At 45.8% G+C, this 21,759-nt stretch carries 24 protein-coding genes and 1 pseudogene; 17 read left to right on the top strand and 8 right to left on the bottom strand.

Features of this window, described 5'->3' with window-relative positions; genetic code table 11:
* Nucleotides 1-699: 699 nt before the first annotated feature.
* The 8 genes from Q0Y54_RS02380 (at nucleotide 700) to Q0Y54_RS02345 (ending at nucleotide 9,856) form a co-directional block, all read left to right on the top strand.
* A complete protein-coding gene (locus Q0Y54_RS02380; RefSeq protein WP_297963906.1) occupies nucleotides 700-2,148 on the top strand; it encodes an HD domain-containing phosphohydrolase in 1,449 nt (482 codons plus the stop codon).
* Nucleotides 2,149-2,165: 17 nt separating this feature from the next.
* A complete protein-coding gene (locus Q0Y54_RS02375; protein ID WP_297963904.1) occupies nucleotides 2,166-2,531 on the top strand; it encodes a response regulator in 366 nt (121 codons plus the stop codon).
* Nucleotides 2,532-2,542: 11 nt separating this feature from the next.
* On the top strand, nucleotides 2,543-4,810 hold the full coding sequence (locus Q0Y54_RS02370; protein WP_297963903.1) for an ATP-binding protein: 2,268 nt from the start codon (nucleotides 2,543-2,545) through the stop codon (nucleotides 4,808-4,810).
* A gap of 55 nt (nucleotides 4,811-4,865) precedes the next feature.
* Complete coding sequence (locus Q0Y54_RS02365; protein ID WP_297963901.1) at nucleotides 4,866-6,029, top strand: FIST N-terminal domain-containing protein; 1,164 nt, start codon at nucleotides 4,866-4,868, stop codon at nucleotides 6,027-6,029.
* A 146-nt stretch (nucleotides 6,030-6,175) separates the two neighbouring features.
* A complete protein-coding gene (locus Q0Y54_RS02360) occupies nucleotides 6,176-7,084 on the top strand; it encodes a LysR family transcriptional regulator (RefSeq protein ID WP_297963899.1) in 909 nt (302 codons plus the stop codon).
* Nucleotides 7,085-7,123: 39 nt separating this feature from the next.
* Complete coding sequence (locus tag Q0Y54_RS02355; protein ID WP_297963897.1) at nucleotides 7,124-8,068, top strand: ABC transporter substrate-binding protein; 945 nt, start codon at nucleotides 7,124-7,126, stop codon at nucleotides 8,066-8,068.
* Between the two features lie 13 nt (nucleotides 8,069-8,081).
* A complete protein-coding gene (locus Q0Y54_RS02350; protein ID WP_297963895.1) occupies nucleotides 8,082-9,074 on the top strand; it encodes an iron ABC transporter permease in 993 nt (330 codons plus the stop codon).
* The gene (locus tag Q0Y54_RS02345) at nucleotides 9,074-9,856 is read left to right on the top strand and encodes an ABC transporter ATP-binding protein (RefSeq protein WP_297963893.1); all 783 of its coding nucleotides are present in this window, start codon (nucleotides 9,074-9,076) and stop codon (nucleotides 9,854-9,856) included. The genes Q0Y54_RS02350 and Q0Y54_RS02345 overlap by 1 nt, the downstream gene beginning before the upstream one ends.
* Nucleotides 9,857-10,147: 291 nt before the next feature.
* On the opposite strand, the gene Q0Y54_RS02340 is transcribed toward Q0Y54_RS02345, so the two are convergent.
* The 4 genes from Q0Y54_RS02340 to Q0Y54_RS02325 form a co-directional block, all read right to left on the bottom strand.
* Nucleotides 10,148-10,468, bottom strand: coding sequence for a type II toxin-antitoxin system RelE/ParE family toxin (locus tag Q0Y54_RS02340; protein ID WP_297963891.1), 321 nt, complete (start codon nucleotides 10,466-10,468; stop codon nucleotides 10,148-10,150).
* A complete protein-coding gene (locus tag Q0Y54_RS02335; protein ID WP_297963889.1) occupies nucleotides 10,465-10,791 on the bottom strand; it encodes a type II toxin-antitoxin system RelB/DinJ family antitoxin in 327 nt (108 codons plus the stop codon). The genes Q0Y54_RS02340 and Q0Y54_RS02335 overlap by 4 nt, the downstream gene beginning before the upstream one ends.
* A 272-nt stretch (nucleotides 10,792-11,063) precedes the next feature.
* Nucleotides 11,064-11,327: a Txe/YoeB family addiction module toxin gene (locus tag Q0Y54_RS02330; protein WP_297963887.1), complete on the bottom strand. Its 264-nt coding sequence runs from the start codon at nucleotides 11,325-11,327 to the stop codon at nucleotides 11,064-11,066.
* A 1-nt stretch (nucleotide 11,328) separates the two neighbouring features.
* Entirely contained in the window at nucleotides 11,329-11,577 is a 249-nt protein-coding gene (locus Q0Y54_RS02325) for a type II toxin-antitoxin system Phd/YefM family antitoxin (protein ID WP_085022869.1), read from the bottom strand.
* Nucleotides 11,578-11,741: 164 nt separating this feature from the next.
* On the opposite strand from Q0Y54_RS02325, the gene Q0Y54_RS02320 reads away from it, so the two are divergent.
* The gene (locus Q0Y54_RS02320; RefSeq protein ID WP_297963884.1) at nucleotides 11,742-11,903 is read left to right on the top strand and encodes a hypothetical protein; all 162 of its coding nucleotides are present in this window, start codon (nucleotides 11,742-11,744) and stop codon (nucleotides 11,901-11,903) included.
* Between the two features lie 144 nt (nucleotides 11,904-12,047).
* Here Q0Y54_RS02320 and Q0Y54_RS02315 read toward each other — a convergent pair whose 3' ends face one another.
* On the bottom strand, nucleotides 12,048-12,335 hold the full coding sequence (locus Q0Y54_RS02315; protein WP_297963882.1) for a hypothetical protein: 288 nt from the start codon (nucleotides 12,333-12,335) through the stop codon (nucleotides 12,048-12,050).
* 47 nt (nucleotides 12,336-12,382) lie between these two features.
* Nucleotides 12,383-13,282, bottom strand: a complete 900-nt coding sequence (locus Q0Y54_RS02310) for an Rpn family recombination-promoting nuclease/putative transposase (protein WP_297963880.1) — start codon at nucleotides 13,280-13,282, stop codon at nucleotides 12,383-12,385.
* A gap of 342 nt (nucleotides 13,283-13,624) precedes the next feature.
* Here Q0Y54_RS02310 and Q0Y54_RS02305 point away from each other — a divergent pair, with 342 nt between their 5' ends.
* The 4 genes from Q0Y54_RS02305 to Q0Y54_RS02290 are packed head-to-tail and all read left to right on the top strand — an operon-like array spanning nucleotide 13,625 to nucleotide 15,182.
* On the top strand, nucleotides 13,625-13,804 hold the full coding sequence (locus Q0Y54_RS02305) for a hypothetical protein (protein ID WP_297963878.1): 180 nt from the start codon (nucleotides 13,625-13,627) through the stop codon (nucleotides 13,802-13,804).
* A gap of 30 nt (nucleotides 13,805-13,834) precedes the next feature.
* A complete protein-coding gene (locus Q0Y54_RS02300) occupies nucleotides 13,835-14,254 on the top strand; it encodes a hypothetical protein (protein WP_297963876.1) in 420 nt (139 codons plus the stop codon).
* Between the two features lie 44 nt (nucleotides 14,255-14,298).
* On the top strand, nucleotides 14,299-14,826 hold the full coding sequence (locus Q0Y54_RS02295; protein ID WP_297963874.1) for a hypothetical protein: 528 nt from the start codon (nucleotides 14,299-14,301) through the stop codon (nucleotides 14,824-14,826).
* A gap of 11 nt (nucleotides 14,827-14,837) precedes the next feature.
* On the top strand, nucleotides 14,838-15,182 hold the full coding sequence (locus tag Q0Y54_RS02290; protein WP_297963872.1) for a hypothetical protein: 345 nt from the start codon (nucleotides 14,838-14,840) through the stop codon (nucleotides 15,180-15,182).
* 219 nt (nucleotides 15,183-15,401) lie between these two features.
* On the opposite strand, the gene Q0Y54_RS02285 is transcribed toward Q0Y54_RS02290, so the two are convergent.
* The gene (locus Q0Y54_RS02285) at nucleotides 15,402-15,623 is read right to left on the bottom strand and encodes a hypothetical protein (protein ID WP_297963871.1); all 222 of its coding nucleotides are present in this window, start codon (nucleotides 15,621-15,623) and stop codon (nucleotides 15,402-15,404) included.
* Nucleotides 15,624-15,669: 46 nt separating this feature from the next.
* Nucleotides 15,670-15,879: a hypothetical protein gene (locus Q0Y54_RS02280; protein ID WP_297963869.1), complete on the bottom strand. Its 210-nt coding sequence runs from the start codon at nucleotides 15,877-15,879 to the stop codon at nucleotides 15,670-15,672.
* 123 nt (nucleotides 15,880-16,002) lie between these two features.
* Between Q0Y54_RS02280 and tig the strand changes: the two genes are divergently transcribed.
* The 4 genes and pseudogenes from tig (at nucleotide 16,003) to lon (ending at nucleotide 21,755) form a co-directional block, all read left to right on the top strand.
* Entirely contained in the window at nucleotides 16,003-17,292 is a 1,290-nt protein-coding gene (gene tig / locus Q0Y54_RS02275) for a trigger factor (protein WP_297963867.1), read from the top strand.
* A gap of 193 nt (nucleotides 17,293-17,485) precedes the next feature.
* Nucleotides 17,486-18,094, top strand: a complete 609-nt coding sequence (clpP, locus tag Q0Y54_RS02270) for an ATP-dependent Clp endopeptidase proteolytic subunit ClpP (protein ID WP_297963865.1) — start codon at nucleotides 17,486-17,488, stop codon at nucleotides 18,092-18,094.
* Between the two features lie 11 nt (nucleotides 18,095-18,105).
* Entirely contained in the window at nucleotides 18,106-19,368 is a 1,263-nt protein-coding gene (gene clpX, locus Q0Y54_RS02265; protein ID WP_297963863.1) for an ATP-dependent Clp protease ATP-binding subunit ClpX, read from the top strand.
* 74 nt (nucleotides 19,369-19,442) lie between these two features.
* A pseudogene (gene lon / locus Q0Y54_RS02260) lies at nucleotides 19,443-21,755 on the top strand (endopeptidase La).
* Nucleotides 21,756-21,759: the final 4 nt, after the last annotated feature.

Raw genomic sequence — 21,759 nt, 5'->3', positions numbered from 1 at the left:
AGGCCGCCCAAGGGAATTGGGTAGTGAATTGCGGGCTGAATTATAGCTTCTAAAGTTGTGTAAGGAAAAAAGACGAAGACCATTGGCCTTCGTCTTTTTTTGGATGGAAGAGATAACCTCATCCACCGTCTTCGACGGTCCCCCGACGCGAAGCTAGTCCTGAAAGGGCTTCCCCTCCCCTACGGGACTAGCTCATTTCATTCGCGTCGCAAGGGGAAGGCTTTGCACAGGCCGGGGGTAATTGTCTTGAACAATAGACTGGGCTGCGTGAAGAAAATATTTTTTGCCCACTAAAATTAGCTGGAAAAATTATCTGTTTGAGCAACGCGAGTTATAATTTTTCCAGCTATTTAAATTTAGGCAAACAATATTTTTAGCAGTTCGGTCGTGTGAAAGACAATATCCACGGCCATTCCCCTACGGGACTAGCTCATTTCATTCGCGTCGCAAGGGGAAGGCTTAATCAAGGATCCCGCATTCCGAATTAACCTCAAGGTGAAGGTTTAATTAAGAATTCCGCATTCCGAATTACGAATTCCGAATTCTGAAATCCCCCATTCCGCATTACGCATTCCGAATTCACCTCAAGGGGGAGGCTTTTAATTTACTTAGTTCGTAAAACATTTTGACAAATAGCCTAAATAAGGTAATATATAATGTAGGGAAAGTATACGAAATTCATTACATAATGGTGATGCTATGGAACATGATGTAGGTCAATTTGATGAAGATAATAAGACCGAGGCCAAGGAAATAATAAAACAGCTTGATTTTCTGGATACAGCAGATGGTTTGCAGCGTTGTATGGAGGATGAGGATTTTTATTTGGACATTGTCAGTACCTTTGTGGAGGACAATGTGTTGGCGGATTTGCAAAAATATTATTTAAGCAATGACTGGTCCGGCTACCGGGTAAAGGTTCATGCCCTGAAAAGCTCTTCGGCGTATATTGGGGCTGAGGAGCTGCGGGCCAGGGCCAAACGGATGGAGGACGCTGCCAAGCAGGAGGATGTGGAATATATAAATCTGCATCACCACAAATTGTTGGCAATGTATGAGGATTTGTTGCGCAATATTACGGCCATATTACCAAAGCGCATCAATCTTGCGGCCGATTCACCTATAAAGCAGTTTACTATTTTCGTGGTTGATGACAGCCTTTTGAACCGGCAGGTGGTGTCTGAGGTATTGTCGGAGGTTTATAATATTCGGGAAGCAAAATCCGGTCATGAGTTTTTCCAGCAGCTGGAAAATGGCACAAATCCGGATTTGGTGCTGTTGGATGTCCATATGCCCCAGGAAAGTGGTCACGATATCATCTGCAAATTAAAAGAGGATGATCGGTTTGCCGGTATACCGGTGGTGTTTATGACTCATGATGAGGATATTTCCACGGAGCTGCAGGGCTTTAAGGAGGGGGCTGTGGATTTTGTTACCAAGCCCATTAACCCGGCGGTGCTGATGGCCAGAATAAGCCGTATACTGGAGCTGTATTATCTAAATGCCAAGCTGCAGGATGAGGTTCAGATAAGAACCAAGGATATTTTGGAAAAAAGCCATCAAATGACTGTTATGTTTGACCAGATTATTCAGGCCCTGGCCAATACCATTGATGCAAAGGATACATATACCAAGGGCCATTCCGATCGGGTTTCCCAATATAGCGTGATGATCGGTACCCAGCTGGGATATACGGAAATGCAGCTGGTGCATCTGAAATACGCGGCTCTTCTTCATGATATAGGCAAGATAGGTATTCCCGACAATATCATTAATAAGCCCGGGTCCCTTACTGAGGAGGAATTTTCCATAATAAAGAAGCACCCGGTAATTGGTGGGGATATTTTGAAAACCATTACCTCGGTGGATGATATTTATTATGGGGCACTGTATCATCATGAGAATTATGATGGCACAGGCTATCCTGAGGGACTGGCAGGGAAGGATATTCCGGAAATGGCCAGAATAATCAAGGTGGCGGATGCCTATGACGCCATGACCTCCCGCCGGTCCTATCGCAGAATGCTCAATCAGCAGCAGGTGCGGCTGGAGATGGAGCAAGGGCTGGGAAGACAGTTTGACCCCATAATCGGCAGTATTATGCTGCACATTATTGACGATGACACAGAATTTAAGCTCCATGAATAAAAGGGGGATATTTTTTTATGAAAAAAATATTGGTTGTAGATGATAATGTGGTAAACCTAAAATTTGTAGATAAAATGCTGAAAATAAATGAAGATTATAAGCCTGTACTTGTCCCAAGCGGCAGCAAGGCTCTCCAATTTTTGTCCAAGAATGTGCCGGATTTGATTTTATTGGATATTCTCATGCCGGATATGGATGGCTTTGAGGTATTGGAAAAAATCAGGGAGCTGCCGGAGCTGGCCAAGGTACCAGTATTGTTTCTTACGGCCGAGGAGGATGCCGGACTGCAGCAGCGGATTGACCAGGCGGGAGCCCAGGGCGTTCTGCTGAAGCCATTTAAGCAGGCTGAGCTGCTTGGTTTAGTTGGTCAGTACCTGGCATAGGGGGTAAAATAATGCAGGACAATGATGCAACGCTGAAGTCATTGCAGATTGAGCTGAAACGGGCCAATCGGGAGATAAAACGGCTTCAGAGGGAAAACAATATTTTGGCGGCATTGGCGGAGCAGGCCAATAAATTCCGGGAATACAGCGAGCATACCAAGGGACAGCAGGTATTTTATAATGCCATGCTGCTGCAAAATTCACCTAATATTTCCATCATGCTGGATATGGGCCTAAATACGGTCATGGCTACAGAGCCCTTTTTTCAGCGGTCAAGCTACAGCCTTGACCAAATCAATGATGGAGTGTACATTTATGACCTTTTTGAGGGACTGATGGATAATATCGGTCGGCGTCATATTGAGGAAATGTGCAAGGAAACCCGGGATGAGGGTAAGAATATCCAGTACATGGACCGGATGACTGTCCATGGTATGGAGGAGAATTTCGATATTTATGTTCGCCCGGCCATAAATCAGGATAAGGAAATTGCCGGTGTTATGCTGATAATGGTGGATATTACGGATATTATCCGGGCCAAGGAGCGGGCGGAAAGTGCCGACAGGGCCAAATCCAGCTTTTTGGCCAATATGTCCCACGAAATACGTACTCCAATGAATGCCATAAACGGCATGTCGGAGTTTATTATAAGGGATACCACTGATTCCTTTGCCCGTGAAAACGCCCTGCTGATAAAGAGTGCCTCTGCCTCGCTGCTGGCCATTATCAACGATATTCTGGACTTTTCCAAGATTGAGGCGGGGAAGATGGATATTATCAATACCCCATATCAGATGTCTTCCATCATAAACGATGTTATGACCATGATTGGCATTCGCCTGAAGGATAAGGATGTTGAGCTCATCATAGATATTGATGAAAATATTCCTTATAGCCTGGTGGGGGATGAAATCCGTATAAAGCAGGTTATGGTTAATCTGCTGAATAATGCGGTCAAATTTACCCATAATGGCTACATCAAAATGAAGATGTGGTATGAGAAGATACCTGATGAAAACGCCATAAAGATTTTTTCCTGTGTGGAGGATACAGGCTGTGGTATAAAACCGACGGATTTGGTGAAGCTGTTTTCCAGCTTTGAGCAGGTGGATACGAAGCGGAACCGCTCAGTGGAGGGTACCGGCCTCGGCCTGGCTATCAGCAAGCGGCTGTGCCGTTCCATGGGGGGCGATATTACTGTAGACAGCATCTACGGCAAGGGCAGTATTTTTACCTGGACAGTGGTCAACAAGGTGGACGACTGGAAGCCAATGGGCAAGCTCAATAAGGATGACAGCCTGTTCCAGCGCAAACTCTTTAAATACACCTTTACCGCCGAGGAGGCCACGGCGTTGATTGTAGATGATAACAGGGTGAACCTTAAGGTGGCCGAGGGAATGATGGCCCCATACAAGATGAAGGTGACCTGTGTGGAAAGCGGTGCCGAGGCTCTAAATCTGCTGACCACGGATAAATTCGATATCGTTTTTATGGATCATATGATGCCGGTGATGGATGGCGTGGAATGTATGTATAAGATAAGGGAAATTCCGGGGTGCCAGTACACTGTGGTAATCGCCCTTACGGCCAACGCCATCAGTGGCATGAAGGAGCAGTACTGCGAATACGGCTTTCAGGGCTTTTTGGCCAAGCCGATTGAGGCCAAGGAATTGGATGATTGTCTCAAGCAGTTCCTGCCCGATGACAAAATCGTCATGCTGGATAAGCCATTTACCTCACAGACGGATAATATAGATAAGGATATATTGCGCCAAGTCTACAACGATGGACGGAAAAAGATGAAGCTGTTGGGTAATCTGATTGAAAATGAGGATTATGCCAACTATATTATTGAGGTTCATGCCCTGAAGACAGTGGCAGCCATTATCAATCAAAAGGAATTGTCCCAGATGGCCAAGGAGCACGAAATGGCCGGCAAGGATGGGAATTTTGATTTTATCAGGCGCAACTTCGATAAGCTCATAGCCAAATACGCATCAGTTGTGGCCTACCTGGGTGATTATTTTGCCGATGATATTTACGAGAAGCACAAGGAAGAGGAATTGGTGGAAATCTCCCAGCAGGAGATGGATCGTATAGTCCATGACATGAAATCGGCCATTGGCGATTTTGATCTGGACATTTTCGAGAATTTGCGGGCAAAGCTGGCAAAATTCAAGGTAAGCGATGAACAGCGTGAGCTCCTGGATAAAATGAAGGATGCCGGAAATGATTTTGATTATGATGGCTTGGAACAGCTCATCAATAAATGGAAGTAATATGAAGTTTTAGAGGTGAGAAGGAATGCGGTCTATCGCCGTTTTTACAAAAAATATGGATGACCTGGATTTGGGGGTATCCGAGTTAAAGGACAAGCTGAGGGATTTTAAGCTGGCAAAAAATTCCTTTGGTTTGATTTTTGCCCATTCCGAAACAGACTTTGAGGAATTGGGCACCAGGCTTCAGAAGGAATTTGATTTTCCTATTATCGGCGCCAGTGCCATGTCCCTGTTTTCCGGGGAGGAGGGATATGCCAAGGAGGGGATATCCTTTCATGTGTTTACTGCCGATGATTGCAGCTTTGCTGTGGGCATGACGGAGGAGTATACTGAGGACAACTACAAGACGGAAATAAAAAGAACCTACAACAGCCTAAAAAAGGATTTAGGTGGGTGGCGGCCGAAGCTGGTTCTCACTTATGGGGTAAAAAACAGTAAAATTCCCGGTGACGAAGTAGTTGATGTGTTGGATAGTGTTGGTGGCGGTATACCTATTTTTGGTGGATTTTGCTCTGACAATTTTGAATTCAACGAATGCTGTGTTATGCTGAATTCCAAGGTGCACCGGGCGGGCCTGGTGATGGTTCTCTTTGGAGGTAATATCCGGCCGGTCTTAAAGGGCGAATTTTCGGTGGATACGGTGGCCGACTTTGTGGAGGTGGTCACTGAGTCTGACAAAAATGTGGTCTATAAATTGGGAAACAAAACCATGGTGGAGGCGTTACTGGCCGCCGGCTTTGATCTGGAGGGGGAAAATCTCCTTATGCAATTTGTGGGCTCACCATTTTTGGTTACCTATACTGCACCGGATGGTGATGAAATTCAGGTTGTCCGTCATCTGGATTGTATTGATTTCGAGAAGGAGGCGGGGGTCTTTTTGGGCAGTGTCCCCAAGGGGGCCAGTATCCAGCTGGCCATGTTCAGCCGCAAGGATGTGGCCAGATCCGTTGCCCGGGCTATTCAGTCTGCTATTGTGGATGTGGCCAATGAGCATAAATACGAGTATACGTCAGCTATTATCACATCCTGTGTATCACGGCTTATGAGCTTCTCCAATGATATTGTGGATGAGACCCGGGGATATACTTCAGTGGTTCCCCCCAGTATCAAATTTTCCGGTATGTACTCCTATGGGGAATTTTGTCCAAAGGTTTCCCCTGCCAGCGGCAAAATGCATAATTGCTTCCATAATATGACCTTTACCTTTGTCGTTTTCTGACGGGCTTTAGCTTCCCTCATCTGCCTCCGGTCAGAACCAGCCGCGGTGGTGAAGGTGGGGGAAAGCAATATACTTATACAGAGTGCGAAAAGCACCATATTACATGAAATGAATTGAAATGAATTGAAATGTATGGGGGCATAATAATGGATTTTAGACAGTTGGAGTATTTTTGTGCCATCAGCAGACTAAAAAACTTTACCAGAACCGCTGAATTTTTGCACGTTTCCCAGCCGTCGGTAACCAAGGCCATCAAGGCTCTGGAGGCTGAGCTGCAGCTTACTCTTATCGACCGTCGCCAAAAGCATGTTACCCTGACCAAGGAGGGGAAGGCTTTTTTGCTTCATGCAGAAAAGATTATGCAGGCTGTGGAAAATACCAGACAGGATATGGCCCGTTTTAACCAGGAAAAGCTGGGGACGGTTCATTTTGGCATTCCACCAATGGTGGAGGCATACCTGTTTCCTGATTTGTTTACCAGCTTTAAGGATATGTACCCTGATATGAGCCTTGATGTAAAGGAATACAGCGACTCCACTGAGGTATTGCAAAAGGCTGATAAGGGGGAGCTGGATTTTGGCATTATTTTTACTGACCAGTTGCCAAACAGCCACAATGAAATGCTGATACAGACGGACAATCTCAGCCTATGTGTCAGCCCTAATTCAGCGTTGTCAGAGAAAAGCCAAATTGAATTTGATGATTTGCGTAATGAGCAGTTTATTATGCAGCAGTCCAATACATATCAGTATCAGCACGTATATGAGCGCTGTGTGGAGCGGGGGTTTGTGCCCAATATATTGCTGTGTACTACCCAGCTTAAAACCATAAAGCAGCTGGTGGCCAATCGCCTTGGTATATCTGTGCTTCCCGATTTTGTAACCCGGGAGGAAACCAAATTCGTTCGCCGTCAGCTTACTCCGCCGCTTATGGTGCATATTTGCCTGTATTGGGGGAAGGATAAGAAGCTCAGCGACCGGGATGAACGATTTTTGAATTTTATGAAGCAATATATTGCTTCCGAGGATTTTACAAAGCACTTCCAGCCAGTGTAGCCCCTTGGCCGGAGGGCTGATAAACTGGAGGGATGTTCTATGGGCTTTTGCAAATCTGTCCTGCTGCTGGTGGCGTCACTGATGATGCTGTGTATGGCCGGCTGCGGCAGTACCCCTGTCAGCCAGGAGACCGGTAATGGCAGGGAAATAGCAGTTACCGATGACGGGGGCCGGGAGGTAAAGCTGTCCGGTCCGCCCCAGCGGATTGTGGTGTTGTCGGCTTCTTTTTTGGAGCCGTTGCATTTGTTGGGGGGAAGCATCGTAGGACGTCCCACCTCTCAGGTGGCACCGGATTTTGCCAAGGATATTCCTGTAGTGGGCAAGTCAATTCAGATTGATGTGGAAAAGGTATTGTCCCTAAATCCGGATTTGGTGGTTATTCACCAAGGGGTAAATGAAAAGCTGATAAAGGTGCTGGAGGATAATGGCATTCCATCTATTGTGCTGAAATCCAAGACCTATGAGGATGTAAAGCGGGAGCTGGAAATTTTTGGCCAGGTGACAGGTGAAGGGGAAAAGGCCGCGGCAGCTGTGGCCCATATGGATAAGGAGATTGCCGCCATAAAGGACAAGCTGCCCAAGGAGGAAAAGCGGGTGGCCATCCTCTTTAGCTCCTCACAAAATCTGAACATTCAGCTGGGGGGCAGTATAGCCGGCTCTGTGGTGAAGGATTTTGGTTGGAAAAATGTGGCTGAGGGACTTACCCCCATGGAGAAAAATCCAGATGCCACCCCATATAGTCTGGAAACCCTGGTGGAGCAAAATCCGGAGCTTTTATTTGTGGTTACCATGGGGGATGCCAGGTCCCAGGAGGAAAATCTGCTGGGGGAAATGAAGAAAAATCCGGCCTGGAATGCGATTGCTGCGGTGCAGAACAGCAAGGTATATTTCCTGCCCCAGGATATGTTTTTGCTGAGTCCCGGCCTGAAATACCCTGACTGCTACCGGACAATGGCCAAGAAGGTATATCCTGACTTGTTTTAGAGGTGCATAATAATTGAGTGATAATAAAAGCAGTGTTAGGTGGCGGATATCTATTTTGGCGATATTCGCCATTTTAGCCGCCGTAGGCTTTATTTTAAGTATTATGATGGGTTCAGTGTCCATTCCGGCGGCTGAGGTGGTGGATTCCCTGTTGGGGAATGCCACGGGAACCCATGAAAAAATATTGAACAGTATACGGCTGCCCAGAACGGTGGTGGGGGCTCTGGTGGGCATGAATCTGGCCCTGTCCGGGGCTATCCTTCAGGCGGTAATGAAAAATCCCCTGGCGGATCCCCATATTATTGGTATTTCCTCCGGTGCCGGTATAGCGGGTATCATGGTGATGCTGATTTTCCCCGGCTACGAGGTGTTCGTAACTCCGGTGGCCTTTGTGGGGGCTATGCTGGCGGCGGTGTGCATTTATATTTTGGCCTGGAAAAATGGTATACGGCCGGTGCGGATTATTTTGGCCGGTGTGGCGGTGTCGGCCTTTTTGGGGGCCGGTATCTCCGGCATGATGATTTTTAACAGCGATAAAATTCACAACGCCCTTATGTGGATGGTGGGAGGCCTTTCGGCCAGAAGCTGGCCCCATGTGGCCATGATTTGGCCCTATTCCTTGGGGGGCGGCCTTATGGCCCTGCTGGCGTCCCGTCACATCAATATTTTGCAGCTGGGGGATGAGGTGGCCAAGGGACTGGGGGAACGGGTGGAGCTGACCCGGATTGTTCTTACCGCCATTGCGGCCCTGCTGGCCGCCAGTGCTGTGTCCGTGGTGGGCCTGTTGGGCTTTGTGGGGCTGATTGTTCCCCACGCCGCCCGGCTGATTGTGGGCTCGGATTATCGCTTTTTGCTGCCGGCCTCGGCTTTGCTGGGTATCGGTGTGGTGACCATCTGTGATACGGTGGCCAGAGTGGCCTTTGCCCCTGTGGAGCTGCCGGTGGGTATTCTTATGGCGGCATTTGGTGCTCCATTCTTTCTGTTTCTGCTGAGGAGGGAGCTGTAATGTCAATTGAAACGAAGAAGCTGTCGGTGACAATTAATGACAAGGTGATTTTGGAAGGGGTAAATGTTACTATTCCCGATGGAAAAATCACGTCTGTAATCGGCCCCAACGGGGCGGGAAAATCCACCCTGCTGAAGGCAGTGGCCGGTATTAACAGCAGCTATGGGGGACAGGTTATTATTGACGGCATTGACCTGAGGAAAATCAAACGGAGGGAGCTGGCCAGAAAGCTGGCTGTGCTGCCCCAGGGAATGCAGGCCCCGCCGGATGTGACGGTGGAGCAGCTGGTGGATTACGGGCGGTTTCCTTATCGCAGCTGGTTTAAAAAGAGCAACCAGAAGGAGGATGAGGAGGCAGTTGAGTGGGCCATGGCGGAAACCAACGTGTCCCATTTAAGGCATCGTCAGGTTATGTCCCTGTCCGGTGGTGAACGGCAGCGGGCATGGATTGCCATGGCATTGGCCCAAAAGCCGGAAATACTCATTCTCGATGAACCAACCACCTACCTTGATATTGCCCATCAGCTGGAGGTTATGGAAATCGTCAAGCGCCTCAACGAGAACTGGAGCATTACGGTGGTGATGGTGCTCCATGAGCTGAATCAGGCGGTGAAGTATTCCGATTATCTGTTGGTGGTAAAGGACAAGGGCATTTACACCGCCGGAGCCCCGGACAAGGTAATGAATGAAACCTTTCTAAAGGAGGTCTTCGGCGTCAGGGCTGAAGTGTTCTCCAATGAACGGGGAGAGCAGATTCTGACTCCTGTGGAAGTGCTGAAATAAATATACGAAACTAAAAAGCTGATGCAGGATGAAGGTTCATCTGTGCATCAGCTTTTTAAGCTTTATCCGATGCTAACGGGTGCTAATACTCCCTCCTCCTAGGTGGGAGTAAAGCACCCGTAGCGGTCAGTGTCAGCTGCTCAGCTAAGACCATGGTCTTGCTTTGCAGGACACTTTCGCATGGGACGTATTAACCAATAGGCGTTGCCTCTTGGATACGTCCGCAAAGCCCTGGGTAAAATTCAACTAAATTCAGATGGAGTAAAAACTCCACCTGAACAAGTTATCATTTTATGGGTTATCTTTTAAACGATTAATAATGTCGGAACGACTATAAATAATATCCGTTACAGTCACCACGGAATCGTTGATAAAGAAAAAAATAGAATAATTATCCACCAATAAGCGACGGACGTCTTGACCTGGATATAGGGTATAACTAAAGATTTTACAACGCTTTGGTGTGGTATCAAGAGAAAGTATTTTACTGGTTAAGTTTTCTACTTGTTTACCTGCATAGGATGGTTCTAAAAGTTCAAATGCTATATATTCATAAATTTGAGAAAGTTGATTGCTGGCCTGTTCTGTTATATGGACATGATATTTTTTCATAGATTGTACTTGGCCCGCATTTCAGCAACTATTTCAGCGGCTGGGCGGGTTCTTCCTTCAATTGCATCCTGATACCCTTGCAGTAGGCTTTGACGCAGTTCCTCATCAGTCATTTTATCAGCATTTACGGATTTAGGCAGACCATCAAGCTTGGTATCATTGTTATCGGCAATAATCTCGAAAGGGATGCGGTTTTGCCTAATTATTTGATGGGCCATCATATTAACAGCAGTAGACATATTTAATCCCATGGATTTTAATTTTTGTTCAACTTGTTGTTTTATAGCAGTATCCATACGTACCTGAATTGTTGTTGTAGCCATAAAATCACCTCTTGTTGTGATTATATCATAGCTACATTTTACCTACAACTGTATAAAGGGCATTATTTTAAAACTATAGGCAGGACTTTTTGATGCGAAAGTTGAAAACCTCAATAAAAGATCTATTTGTTGTAAAAAATTGGAAAAGTTGGACGAGGAATAAGGGGATTGCTATGGCTGCAAATGAGAACACATTAATTAAAAAGGAAATTGACGAATAACTAAAAAGCTGGTGCAGGATGAAGGTTCATCGAGCACCAGCTTTTTGCATATCAGCGTTCGTAATGAGTCCAAAGGCTGATAATTTTTATTGTTTTTTCTTCTTCGTATACCTGATATACGAGCCTGTGTTGAATATTTATTCTACGGGAATATAGCCCCTTTAAATCACCAACTAATTTTTCATAGCTTGGAGGCGTTTGGAAGGGATTGACTTTTATTAACTCAATGAGAGCCTTTGCTTTGGTATCCAGCCCGGCAGCCTTTAACTTTGGAATATCCTTGACAGCGGCTTTTGTATAAACAATCTTGTACATATTACCAGACTACCTCATCTTCAGGGATGGTATCTGATAAAGGAGTATTCGCTCCTTCAAGTAATTTCGCCTTCATCCCGGGAACAGAGGATAAATTAACTGTCTCTATCAAGCCCCTGTATTCATCTTCGCTGAGCATAACAGCATTTCCACTTTTGGAAGTTATATGTATGGGCTCGTTGAAGCGCACAGCAGTCTCAACCAGCGAAAAAATATTTTTTCTAAAATTTGTAATCGTAGTTGTAGTCATAAATGGCACCTCCTTATATGTACAGTATAATGTACGCATGTTATGGAGTCAAGTCCAACATGGATGAAAATTATAGGCAGGATTTTTTATGCGAAAGTTGAATACCTTAATGAAAGACCTATTTGTTGTAAAAGCTTTGGAAAAGCTGGACGAGGACTAGGGGAATGGATATGCCTGCAAACGAGAAAACACTAAGCAAAAAGGAAATTGACGAATTTATCCGACTGAATTATGAGCCTGATGATGACAGCTCTCCCAGCTTTTTGGCTGCTATAGGGGGGCCTCTCGTATTTCTGCCGGGGAAAAAATATGCTACAACTCCATGATGGCCATCTGGCGATTGATATATTTGAGCCGTTCTTCAAAATCCATCATGAAGATATCAGTGTCATTAACGGCTTTTTTTATAGTAGCGTCACTCATGGCAAGCTCCTCATTATATTTCTCATTGACACATATTTACAAAAGTATTAAATTTCCTTAGCCAGCTCTTGAATTTCCGCCTCAGTCAGGCTGGTGTACTTGGTAATTTTTTCGATAGGTTCCTTTGCTTTTAGCATGTTCATTGCAGTGCGGCGGTCAGCGTATTTTTCGCCCTCAGTACGGCCCTCGGCGCGGCCCTCTTCACGGGATACACGCATATCTGTGTTGTAGTCCATGATGGCCATCTGGCGATTGATATATTTGAGCCGTTCTTCAAAATCCATCATGAAAATGTCAGTGTCATTAACGGCTTTCTTTATAGCAGCGTCACTCATGGCAAGTTCCTCATTATATTTCTTATTGACACATATTTACAAAAGTATTAAATTTCCTTAGCCAGCTCATAAATTTCCGCCTCAGTTAGGCTGGTGTACTTGGTAATTTTTTCGATAGGTTCCTTTGCTTTTAACATGTTCATTGCAGTGCGGCGGTCAGCGTATTTTTCGCCCTCAGTACGGCCCTCTTCACGGGATACACGCATATCTGTGTTGTAGTCCATGATGGCCATCTGGCGATTGATATATTTGAGCCGTTCTTCAAAATCCATCATGAAAATGTCAGTGTCATTAACGGCTTTCTTTATAGCAGCGTCACTCATGGCAAGTTCCTCCATTTCCTCAGTATTTAGCTTGTTTGAGAAGTAGGCCAGCCAGCGTTCCATTCGGGTCATTTCACCGATAGGTTTTTTCTGGAATTTTGGTACTTCTATAAAGTGTAGTTCCAAATCCTCATTTAGCCGGCGGCCAGTTTCAATGTTATAAATGCTATACATTGAATGAAGCGGTTCATTAGGGAAAATTTCATGTCCCATGATATTTATGGTAATGGCCGGATTGAGAGTGATATAGTCCTCTCCCTTGTGTAAGCCCATCAGATACATCTGGGACCAGTAAAACAGACTGCGTCGCTCCATGTCCTTTTTATTGATTAGCTGAACCTCCACATCAATCTTAGTTTCATCTTCTGTTATGCAGAAAATATCAAGACGGGTAAGTTTGTCCCCTTCATAGTACGGAACAATTTCGCTGTTTTTGAAATGAATATCCTTGATAGCCTTTTTGCCAGTACGGTTTAATATGGCATTCAGTAAATCAAGGGTGATATTCTTTCTTTCATCCCTGCCGAAGATGAATTTGAAAAGGACATCGTTCATAGGATTGTATATCTTGTGGGCAATGTCATTTTCAATTTGCTGAAATTCGATGGAACGCTGGTCTTTCATTGGTATATCTCCTTTGCGTTAAATAAATTATAACATGAAACGGTTTGTTAGTGTAATAATGATTGTAATATAAAACATTAAACGAACGGCGTATTATATATTTATATTATAAAACAAAACACAAATTAAAACAAAATAAAATAGGAGATAATATATTATTTATATAATACAATGCAAAATCATAGGTTTCCAGGCCGGCAACTTATTTTCATGACATGGATGCTATACTATTAAAAATAATTCAGAGGTTGCCTTGGTGGCAACCCTTTTAATTTTTCCATGATTTATACTTAAATCATCCTAAAGAAACCCATTTACAGAAAATCAAAGGAGGAATTAATTATGAGTTGGTGGAAAAATGGTTTGTTGTTGGGTGTAGGCGGTATTGCAGGCTTGGCTCTTGCAGCATGGCTGGAGTCTGAGGGGAAGTTTGATGATGACCTTTTCAGAGTTCCAAGGGAATCCAGACGGGAACTTAACTCTTCGGGTGCCAATTATGCTTTATTAGAGCTGTTAAAGTAATAATAAAAAGTCAATGGCGAGGTGAATGACATGGACTATAAACCGATTGTTTTTGATAAGGAATATTCTGCATTTGAATACGGGCCTGATGATTGGGATCCTTTTGCCACTACACTGGTGTTTGATGACAATAATTGGATGCACTACAAGCTTACTGCTGATTTACCAACCAAAGCTTATGGAAAAATAAGGCTGAAATTTGAATATTGTGGCAGTGAAAACTGCCATATGGAAATTACCAAATTACAGCCTATATACAACGATGCCCGCTATATAACTGTTTTTGAATTTAGTGCAGAGCTGTTCAAAAAACATATTATTAAGTTCCTGGAGAGACATATCAGTAGTTGGGACGAGGAATATGCATTTAGTGGAGAAAAAGAAGTAGTAGCGTTCTATAATGCTGTAGTGACAGCTCCTGATACCAAACTGCTGCGGGATTGGGCATGATTATTTGGAAATAGTATGAACACTATGGGGGGAGGTGCGTAAATTTGAGTAGGACCAGTAGGAAACAGCAACACAGGAAATATTTTAAAAGGGATATTAACAGGAGAACTTTAAACCCCATTCCTTATGATGATCAGTTAAGTCATTTTGTGCTTTCAAGTGATACGGATTTTCGTGACGAAATGTACACGCATTTGTTTCTTGATGATTATGACTGGATGATTTATAAGCTTAAAACATTTTTTAATGCCAAGGATTACGGAAAACTGACCATAGAATTTGTGTATTATGGTAGCACGATGAGTGAGATGCATGTAATCCAGGAAATAGATAATAAAATATATGCCCATAAGATTGATTTTAATACCAGAATTTTTGAAAAACATATAAAGGAATTTATGAGGAAACATATAGGGCACTGGGGGGATAAACAACCTTTCAATGGCTTGGAGGTGGCTGTAGGGTTTTATAACGGCGTTTTGGAGAATTTCACAAAATATGAATTAAAGAAATGTTCGCCGGATGATAATGTGTACGATAATAAATATTTTTGGTATCAATATTGCTGGTGAGGTGCGGAACAATGAAGAAAGGAGACAAATATATTTGTTATTTTTGTGGTGAGCGGCGGCGCAGTTCCAATGGTCGGCCACCAGAGGGGAAGTGTCCAAAAAGCAGTGAATTTAAGCATCATTTGTGGATTGATGATAAACGTGTATCTCAGCGTTTGCGGAAAGCTTTCAGGGAAAGAATAGCAGAGCCTTTGAGTGCGGGACAAATGTGTTCTATTGGGAAGTATTATGCAAATGCTCAGCAAACGGAAAAATCTATGGAGTGGTATCGGAAGGCTGCCGAGGCTGGTTTGGAACTTGTGATGAAGGCCAGGAAAAAGTGGGCTTCCCCTGATATAGAATATCTGGAAAATTAAGTTAAAGTGGTAAATGAGCTCTCAGATGCGGTTGATGTTGATTTGTCCCTGGACAAGGTCACTAAAGATACTTTTATAAATTTGCTGTAATTATGCGGGCAACAATGGCCTCATTTGCCAGCATGTTGGTGGCAATAGGGCGGTAAAGAAACTCCCAGCAACACGCTCTAATTGGAGCTTGTTACTGGGAGCTTTCGTTGTGAAGTAATATTGTTGTAATTAGCTTACCTCGGCATGATCATAGGCAGCATCATCAAAGAAATCATCCTGACTGGATATGAAATCAAGGATATCAGCAGTTAAGGCTTCTGGATGATTCGCCATGAAGGCCTCGACCTTTTTCTGCCTGGCTGGTTTCTTTTTTACATATGTCAGCACGGCTGCAACAAAACCATAATATGTATCTTTGACACTATTTAGTCTTATTGTCAGTTTCTCCATCGTAGGCACCTCCTTAATGCTCATCCTTAACGCTCATCTATGACCCTTAAGAATATATTGTAGTTGTCAAACCATGATTTTCAAACCAATAAACATACGCCTTTCCATCAATACCGAAAGAGGCGTGGGCGGCAATAGGCTTTCCTTTGTATTGTGCTTCGTATATTTGATTTATTTCTGAACATATTTTAACATATTCCTTAAAATTGAGCCAAAATGTTGGTTTGTAAAATATTATATAAATGCCCATAGCCATAAAAACTGTTGAGTAACTTGTATTAAATCCCCATATATGCTATTATGTTTATCATGTGGGCATAAACAGGTCACAGGTGGGCAAAAGCCCCATAAAGAATACATTAGGAGGTCTTTTAAGACAATGGAAGTTAGTGTAAAAGATTTAGAAAACCAGCAGGTTGAATTGAACATTACCGTTCCGGCAGCAGAGCTGGAGAAGGCATACGATGCAGCCGCCAAGCGCATTGCCGGCCGTGTAAATATCCCAGGCTTCCGCAAGGGCAAGGCACCAAAGAAGATTGTGGAGCGTCATGTGGGCAAGCAGAACATCATGACTGATGCCTTCGAGGTGGTTGCTCCTAAGGCGTTTAATGAGGCCCTGGATCAGGAGAAGATTGAAATCGTTACCCGTCCTGACATTGATGTAGATACTCTGGAGCTGGGCAAGGACTTGGTATTCAAGGCTGTTGCCACCAAGAAGCCGGAGGTTGAGCTGGGCGAGTACAAGAACCTTCAGGTACAGGTTGAGAAGGATGTAGTCGATGACGAGGCAGTTCAGCAGCAGCTGGTTCGCATGCTGGACCGTCAGGCTGATATGGTGGATGCCGAGGAAGGGGCAGCAGTTGAGAAGGAAAACTTCATCACCCTGGATTTCAAGGGCTTCGTAGACGGTGAGGCCTTTGCCGGCGGCGAGGGCAAGGATTATCCTCTCCAGATCGGTTCCAATGCCTTTATTCCTGGCTTTGAGGATCAGCTCATCGGTGCCAAGGTAGGCGAGGAGAAGGAGGTAAATGTTTCCTTCCCTGAGGATTATCATTCCGAGGAGCTTAAGGGCAAGCCAGCTGTATTCAAGTGTACTGTAAAGAGCATCAAGAAGAAGGTTCTTCCTGAGCTGAATGATGAGTTTGCCAAGAAGGCAAGCACCTTCCAGACCCTGGATGAATTGAAGGCAGACCTGAGATCCAATCTGGAAAAGAGTGCTGAAAGCAAGGCTGAGACTGAGAAGCGGGAGAAGGCTATTAACATGGCAGCTGATAATGCCAAGGTTAATATCCCTGAGGTTATGATTGATAACCGCGTAAATGCCATGATTCAGGAAATGGCTCTTCGCCTTGAGCAGCAGGGTCTGAAGCTGGAGCAGTATATGGCTTATGCCGGTACGGATATCAACAAGCTCCGGGAGAGCTACAGGGAGACTGCCGCCTCCAATGTTAAGATTGACCTGGTTCTGGAGGCTATTGCCAAGGCTGAGGGTATCAAGGTTGAGGCTGAGGATCTGGATAACGAGGTTGCTAATATGGCTGCCGCTTATGGTGCAACTCCGGCCCAGGTTAAGAAGATTATTGCCGAGCAGGGCCGCCTTGGTGATTTGGCTGGTACTGTCCTCAGAAGAAAGACGGCAAACTTTGTAATTGATAATATTGCCAAGTAATATCGGCTGTAATTGAACATTATCCCCCGCCCAAGGAAAAGTCTTTGGGCGGAGGGTTAATTTTTAATTGGCTTTTTATTGAATTACTGGTATATTGATATTATAGTAAAGTCAAGATTAACATTCAGAGAACATGATTGTGTGAGTGTATAAGCTTAGTTTTGGTATGATATTGATTTTGAGGTGATTTTCATTGAGTTACTTTATTCCTTATGTTGTTGAACAGTCTGGCAATGGTGAACGGTCCTACGATATTTATTCCCGTCTGTTAAAGGATCGTATTGTTATGCTGACCGGTGAGATAAATGATTCTGTGGCCAGCTCCGTGGTGGCTCAGCTGCTGTTTTTGGAGTCTGAGGACCCGGATAAGGATATTTATCTGTATATTAACAGCCCAGGCGGGGTGGTAACCGCCGGTATGGCCATTTATGATACCATGCAGTACATCAAGCCTGATGTATCCACTATCTGCATTGGTCAGGCAGCCAGCATGGGCTCCCTGCTGCTTACGGCCGGGGCCAAGGGAAAGCGGTTTGCCCTTCCCAATGCCCGGGTTATGATTCATCAGCCATTGGGCGGTGCCCGGGGGCAGTCTACTGATATTCAGATTCAGGCCCAGGAAATGCAGCGTACCCGTGATACCATTAACAAGGTGTTGGCCCATCATACCGGTCAGCCCTTGGAAAAAATAAATACTGATACTGAGCGCGACAATTTTATGAGTGCTGAGGAAGCAGTAGCATATGGTTTGATTGATAAGGTTATTGTTCGCCCGGAGGAGAAATCTGATAAGGGCGAGTAAGGAGGCACATTATGAGCTTCGATGATAATGAAAAATTGACCTGTTCCTTCTGTGGCAAAACAGAGGATTTGGTGAAAAAGCTGGTGGCAGGTCCTGGGGTATATATTTGTGATGAATGTATCGAGCTTTGCCAGGAAATTGTTTCCGAGGAAAATTCTGTTGCTGTGCCGGAGGAGCTGCGGTCTTTGCCCAAGCCCAAGGAAATCAAGGCTATTCTTGACGAATACGTAATCGGTCAGGAGGAGGCCAAGAAAACCCTGGCGGTGGCTGTATATAATCACTACAAGCGCATTAACTCCGGGGAAATGTTCGATGTGGATGTGGAATTGCAAAAATCCAATATTCTCATGATTGGCCCTACCGGCAGCGGTAAAACCCTGCTGGCCCAGACCCTGGCCAAGATTTTGCAGGTTCCATTTGCTGTTGCCGACGCCACTACCCTGACTGAGGCCGGCTATGTGGGTGAGGATGTGGAAAATATCCTTCTGAAGCTGATACAGGCCGCGGATTTTGATATACCAAAGGCCGAGCGGGGCATTATATATATTGACGAAATTGATAAGATTTCCCGCAAGGGTGAGAATGTTTCCATTACCCGGGATGTTTCCGGTGAAGGTGTGCAGCAGGCCCTGCTGAAAATCCTTGAGGGTACGGTGGCCTCTGTGCCGCCCCAGGGTGGCCGCAAGCATCCCCATCAGGAGCTGCTGCAAATCGACACTACCAATATTCTCTTTATTTGCGGTGGTGCCTTTGCGGGGATTGAAAAAATAATAAACAAGCGTCGTGGTAATAAAAATATGGGCTTTGGTGCCCAAGTAACCTCCAAGGAAACAGGGGAGATTGGCGAGGTATTGCGCCATATCCTTCCTGATGATTTGATGAAGAGCGGTCTTATTCCGGAGTTTATCGGCCGTCTGCCGGTGGTAGTAACCCTGGATTCCCTGGATGAGGATACCTTGATAGAAATTTTGACCAAGCCAAAGAATGCATTGGTTAAGCAGTTTAAGGCGCTTCTTGATTTGGATGATGTGAGCCTGTCCTTTGATGATGAGGCCCTGCGGTCCATTGCCAAGGAGGCCCTGAAACGCAAGACCGGAGCCCGGGGACTGCGCTCCATATTGGAGGGAATTATGAAAAATGTTATGTATGAAATTCCATCCCTTGAGGGCGTTACCAGGTGTCAGGTGACAAAGGCTGTGGTGGAGGATAAGGTTGATCCTATCCTGAGCTACGACAAATCACGGCTGTCAGCCAAAAACGAAGCTTCCGCTTAAGTGGTGAATTACTATAGACGTTGCTGGAGCAACGTCTATATTTATTTTGGATATTGCACCAGGAGGTGTTTTAATTGAAGGGTGAATTGAGAAGATTGCCATTGCTGCCCCTCCGCGGGATGATGGTATTTCCATATATGATGGTTCATTTGGATGCGGGCCGGGAGCAGTCGGTGGCTGCCCTGGAGCAGGCTATGGTGGACGATAAGGTTATTATGCTTACTGCCCAAAGGGATGCGGATATTGAAAAGCCGGGCTTTGAGGATTTGTATTCCGTGGGTACTGTGGCAGAGATAAAGCATTTGGTCAAGATGCCCGGCGGCACGGTGCGGGTGCTGGTGGAGGGCCTGTATCGCGCCCAGATAGTTAATTGCTATGATGAAGGGGATTTCATAGATGTAGATGTCCACGAATACGAGGATGTGACGGAGCAGAGCCTGGAGATGGAGGCCTTGGTCCGGGTGGTTGTTCATGAATTTGAGCAATGGGTCAAGAGCAGCCGCAAGATACCGGCGGATGCCATTGTTTCTGTGTCCATTATTTCTGATGCGGGCCGTCTGGCGGATATGATTGCCGGCCACCTTAACCTGAAGCTGGAGGAGCGTCAGGAGCTGCTGGAGTGCATTGACATAAAGACCCGTCTGGAACGGCTCTATGGGGTGCTGAAGCGCGAACGGGAAATTCTGGACATTGAGAAAAAGGTTAGCGGCCGGGTTCGCAAGCAGATTGAAAAGGTACAGAAGGAATATTATCTTCGGGAGAAGGTAAAGGCTATTCACAATGAGCTGGGGGACAAGGATGGCGTTCAGGGGGATATTGAAGGCTATCGCAAGCGTATGCGGGCCGAAAAATATCCTGATGAGGTGGTGAAGACCATCAACAAGGAAATCACCCGGTTGGAGCGGGCCGGCAATATGTCCCAGGAGGCAAGTGTTATTACCACCTATATTGACACCCTGCTGGATATGCCGTGGAACAAGACCACCGAGGATAATAAGGATATTAAAAAGGCCGCAGATGTGTTAAATAAGGACCATTACGGCCTGGAAAAGGTCAAGGAACGGATTTTGGAATATCTGGCGGTGCGTCAGCTTACCTCCGGCCAGAATGCCCCTATTATGTGTCTGGTGGGGCCGCCGGGGGTAGGCAAGACCTCCCTGGCCAGCTCGGTTGCCCGGGCCCTTAACCGGAAGTTTGTCCGGGCCTCCCTGGGTGGCGTTCGGGATGAGGCAGAAATCCGGGGTCATCGCCGCACCTATGTAGGAGCTATGCCGGGCCGTATTTTGGCCGCCCTGAAAAAGAGCGGTACCAGAAATCCCGTATTTTTGCTGGATGAGGTGGACAAGATGGCGGCTGATTATAAGGGGGATCCTACCTCAGCCCTGCTGGAGGTGCTGGATCCAGCCCAAAACAATACCTTCAGCGATCATTATGTGGAGCTGCCCTTTGACCTGTCTCAGGTTCTTTGGATTGTTACCGCCAATAATCTGGGGAACATCCCAGGTCCATTGCGGGATCGTATGGAGATTATTACCCTGTCCAGCTATACAGAGCAGGAGAAGCTGGAGATAGCCAAACGGTATCTTGTGCCCCGCCAGCACGAGGCCAATGGCCTCAGCAAGAAGAACCTGCACATCGGGGCCGGAGTAATTCAGCGGCTTATTACGGAATATACCCGGGAAGCCGGTGTCCGGGAGCTGGAGCGGGTTATTGGCCAGCTGTGCCGTAAGGTGGCCAAAAAGCTGGTGGAGGGTGAAGTGGATTCGGTCAGCGTTACCACCAAAAATCTTGTGTAGGTGCTGGGCAAAACCAAGTATCACCATAACAAGGAAAAGCGCAAGCCGGAGGTGGGCCTGTGTACTGGTATGGCCTGGACCCAGGTAGGGGGCGACATACTGCCTACGGAGGTAAATGTGTTCCCCGGCAAGGGCCATCTTATCCTCACCGGCAAGCTGGGGGATGTGATGAAGGAATCCGCCCAGGCGGCCCTGTCCTACATTCGCAGCCGTCAGAAAAAGTTAAAGTTGTCACCAAAATTCTATGAGGAAAATGATATACATATTCATTTTCCTGAGGGTGCCGTACCGAAGGATGGCCCTTCGGCGGGTATTACCATGGCCACGGCTATGGTGTCTGCCCTGACGGGCCGCAAGGTGCGCAGTGATGTGGCCATGACCGGCGAGATTACCATCCGCGGTCGGGTGCTGGCCATAGGCGGTCTGAAGGAAAAGGTTTTGGCGGCCTACCGTGAGGGGATCAAGACCATTATACTTCCAGAGGATAATCGGCGGGATATAGAGGAAATTCCGGAAAATGTCCGGGAAAAGCTGGAGTTTATTCCTGTGGATCATGTGGACAAGGTCTTGGAAAATGCCCTGTTAAAGTGAGGCA

Source organism: uncultured Anaerovibrio sp., from assembly GCF_947302755.1.
Lineage (GTDB): Bacteria > Bacillota > Negativicutes > Selenomonadales > Selenomonadaceae > Anaerovibrio.
The sequence above is the reverse complement of the archived record's forward strand: the minus strand, read 5'-3'. Positions and strand labels throughout refer to the sequence as shown.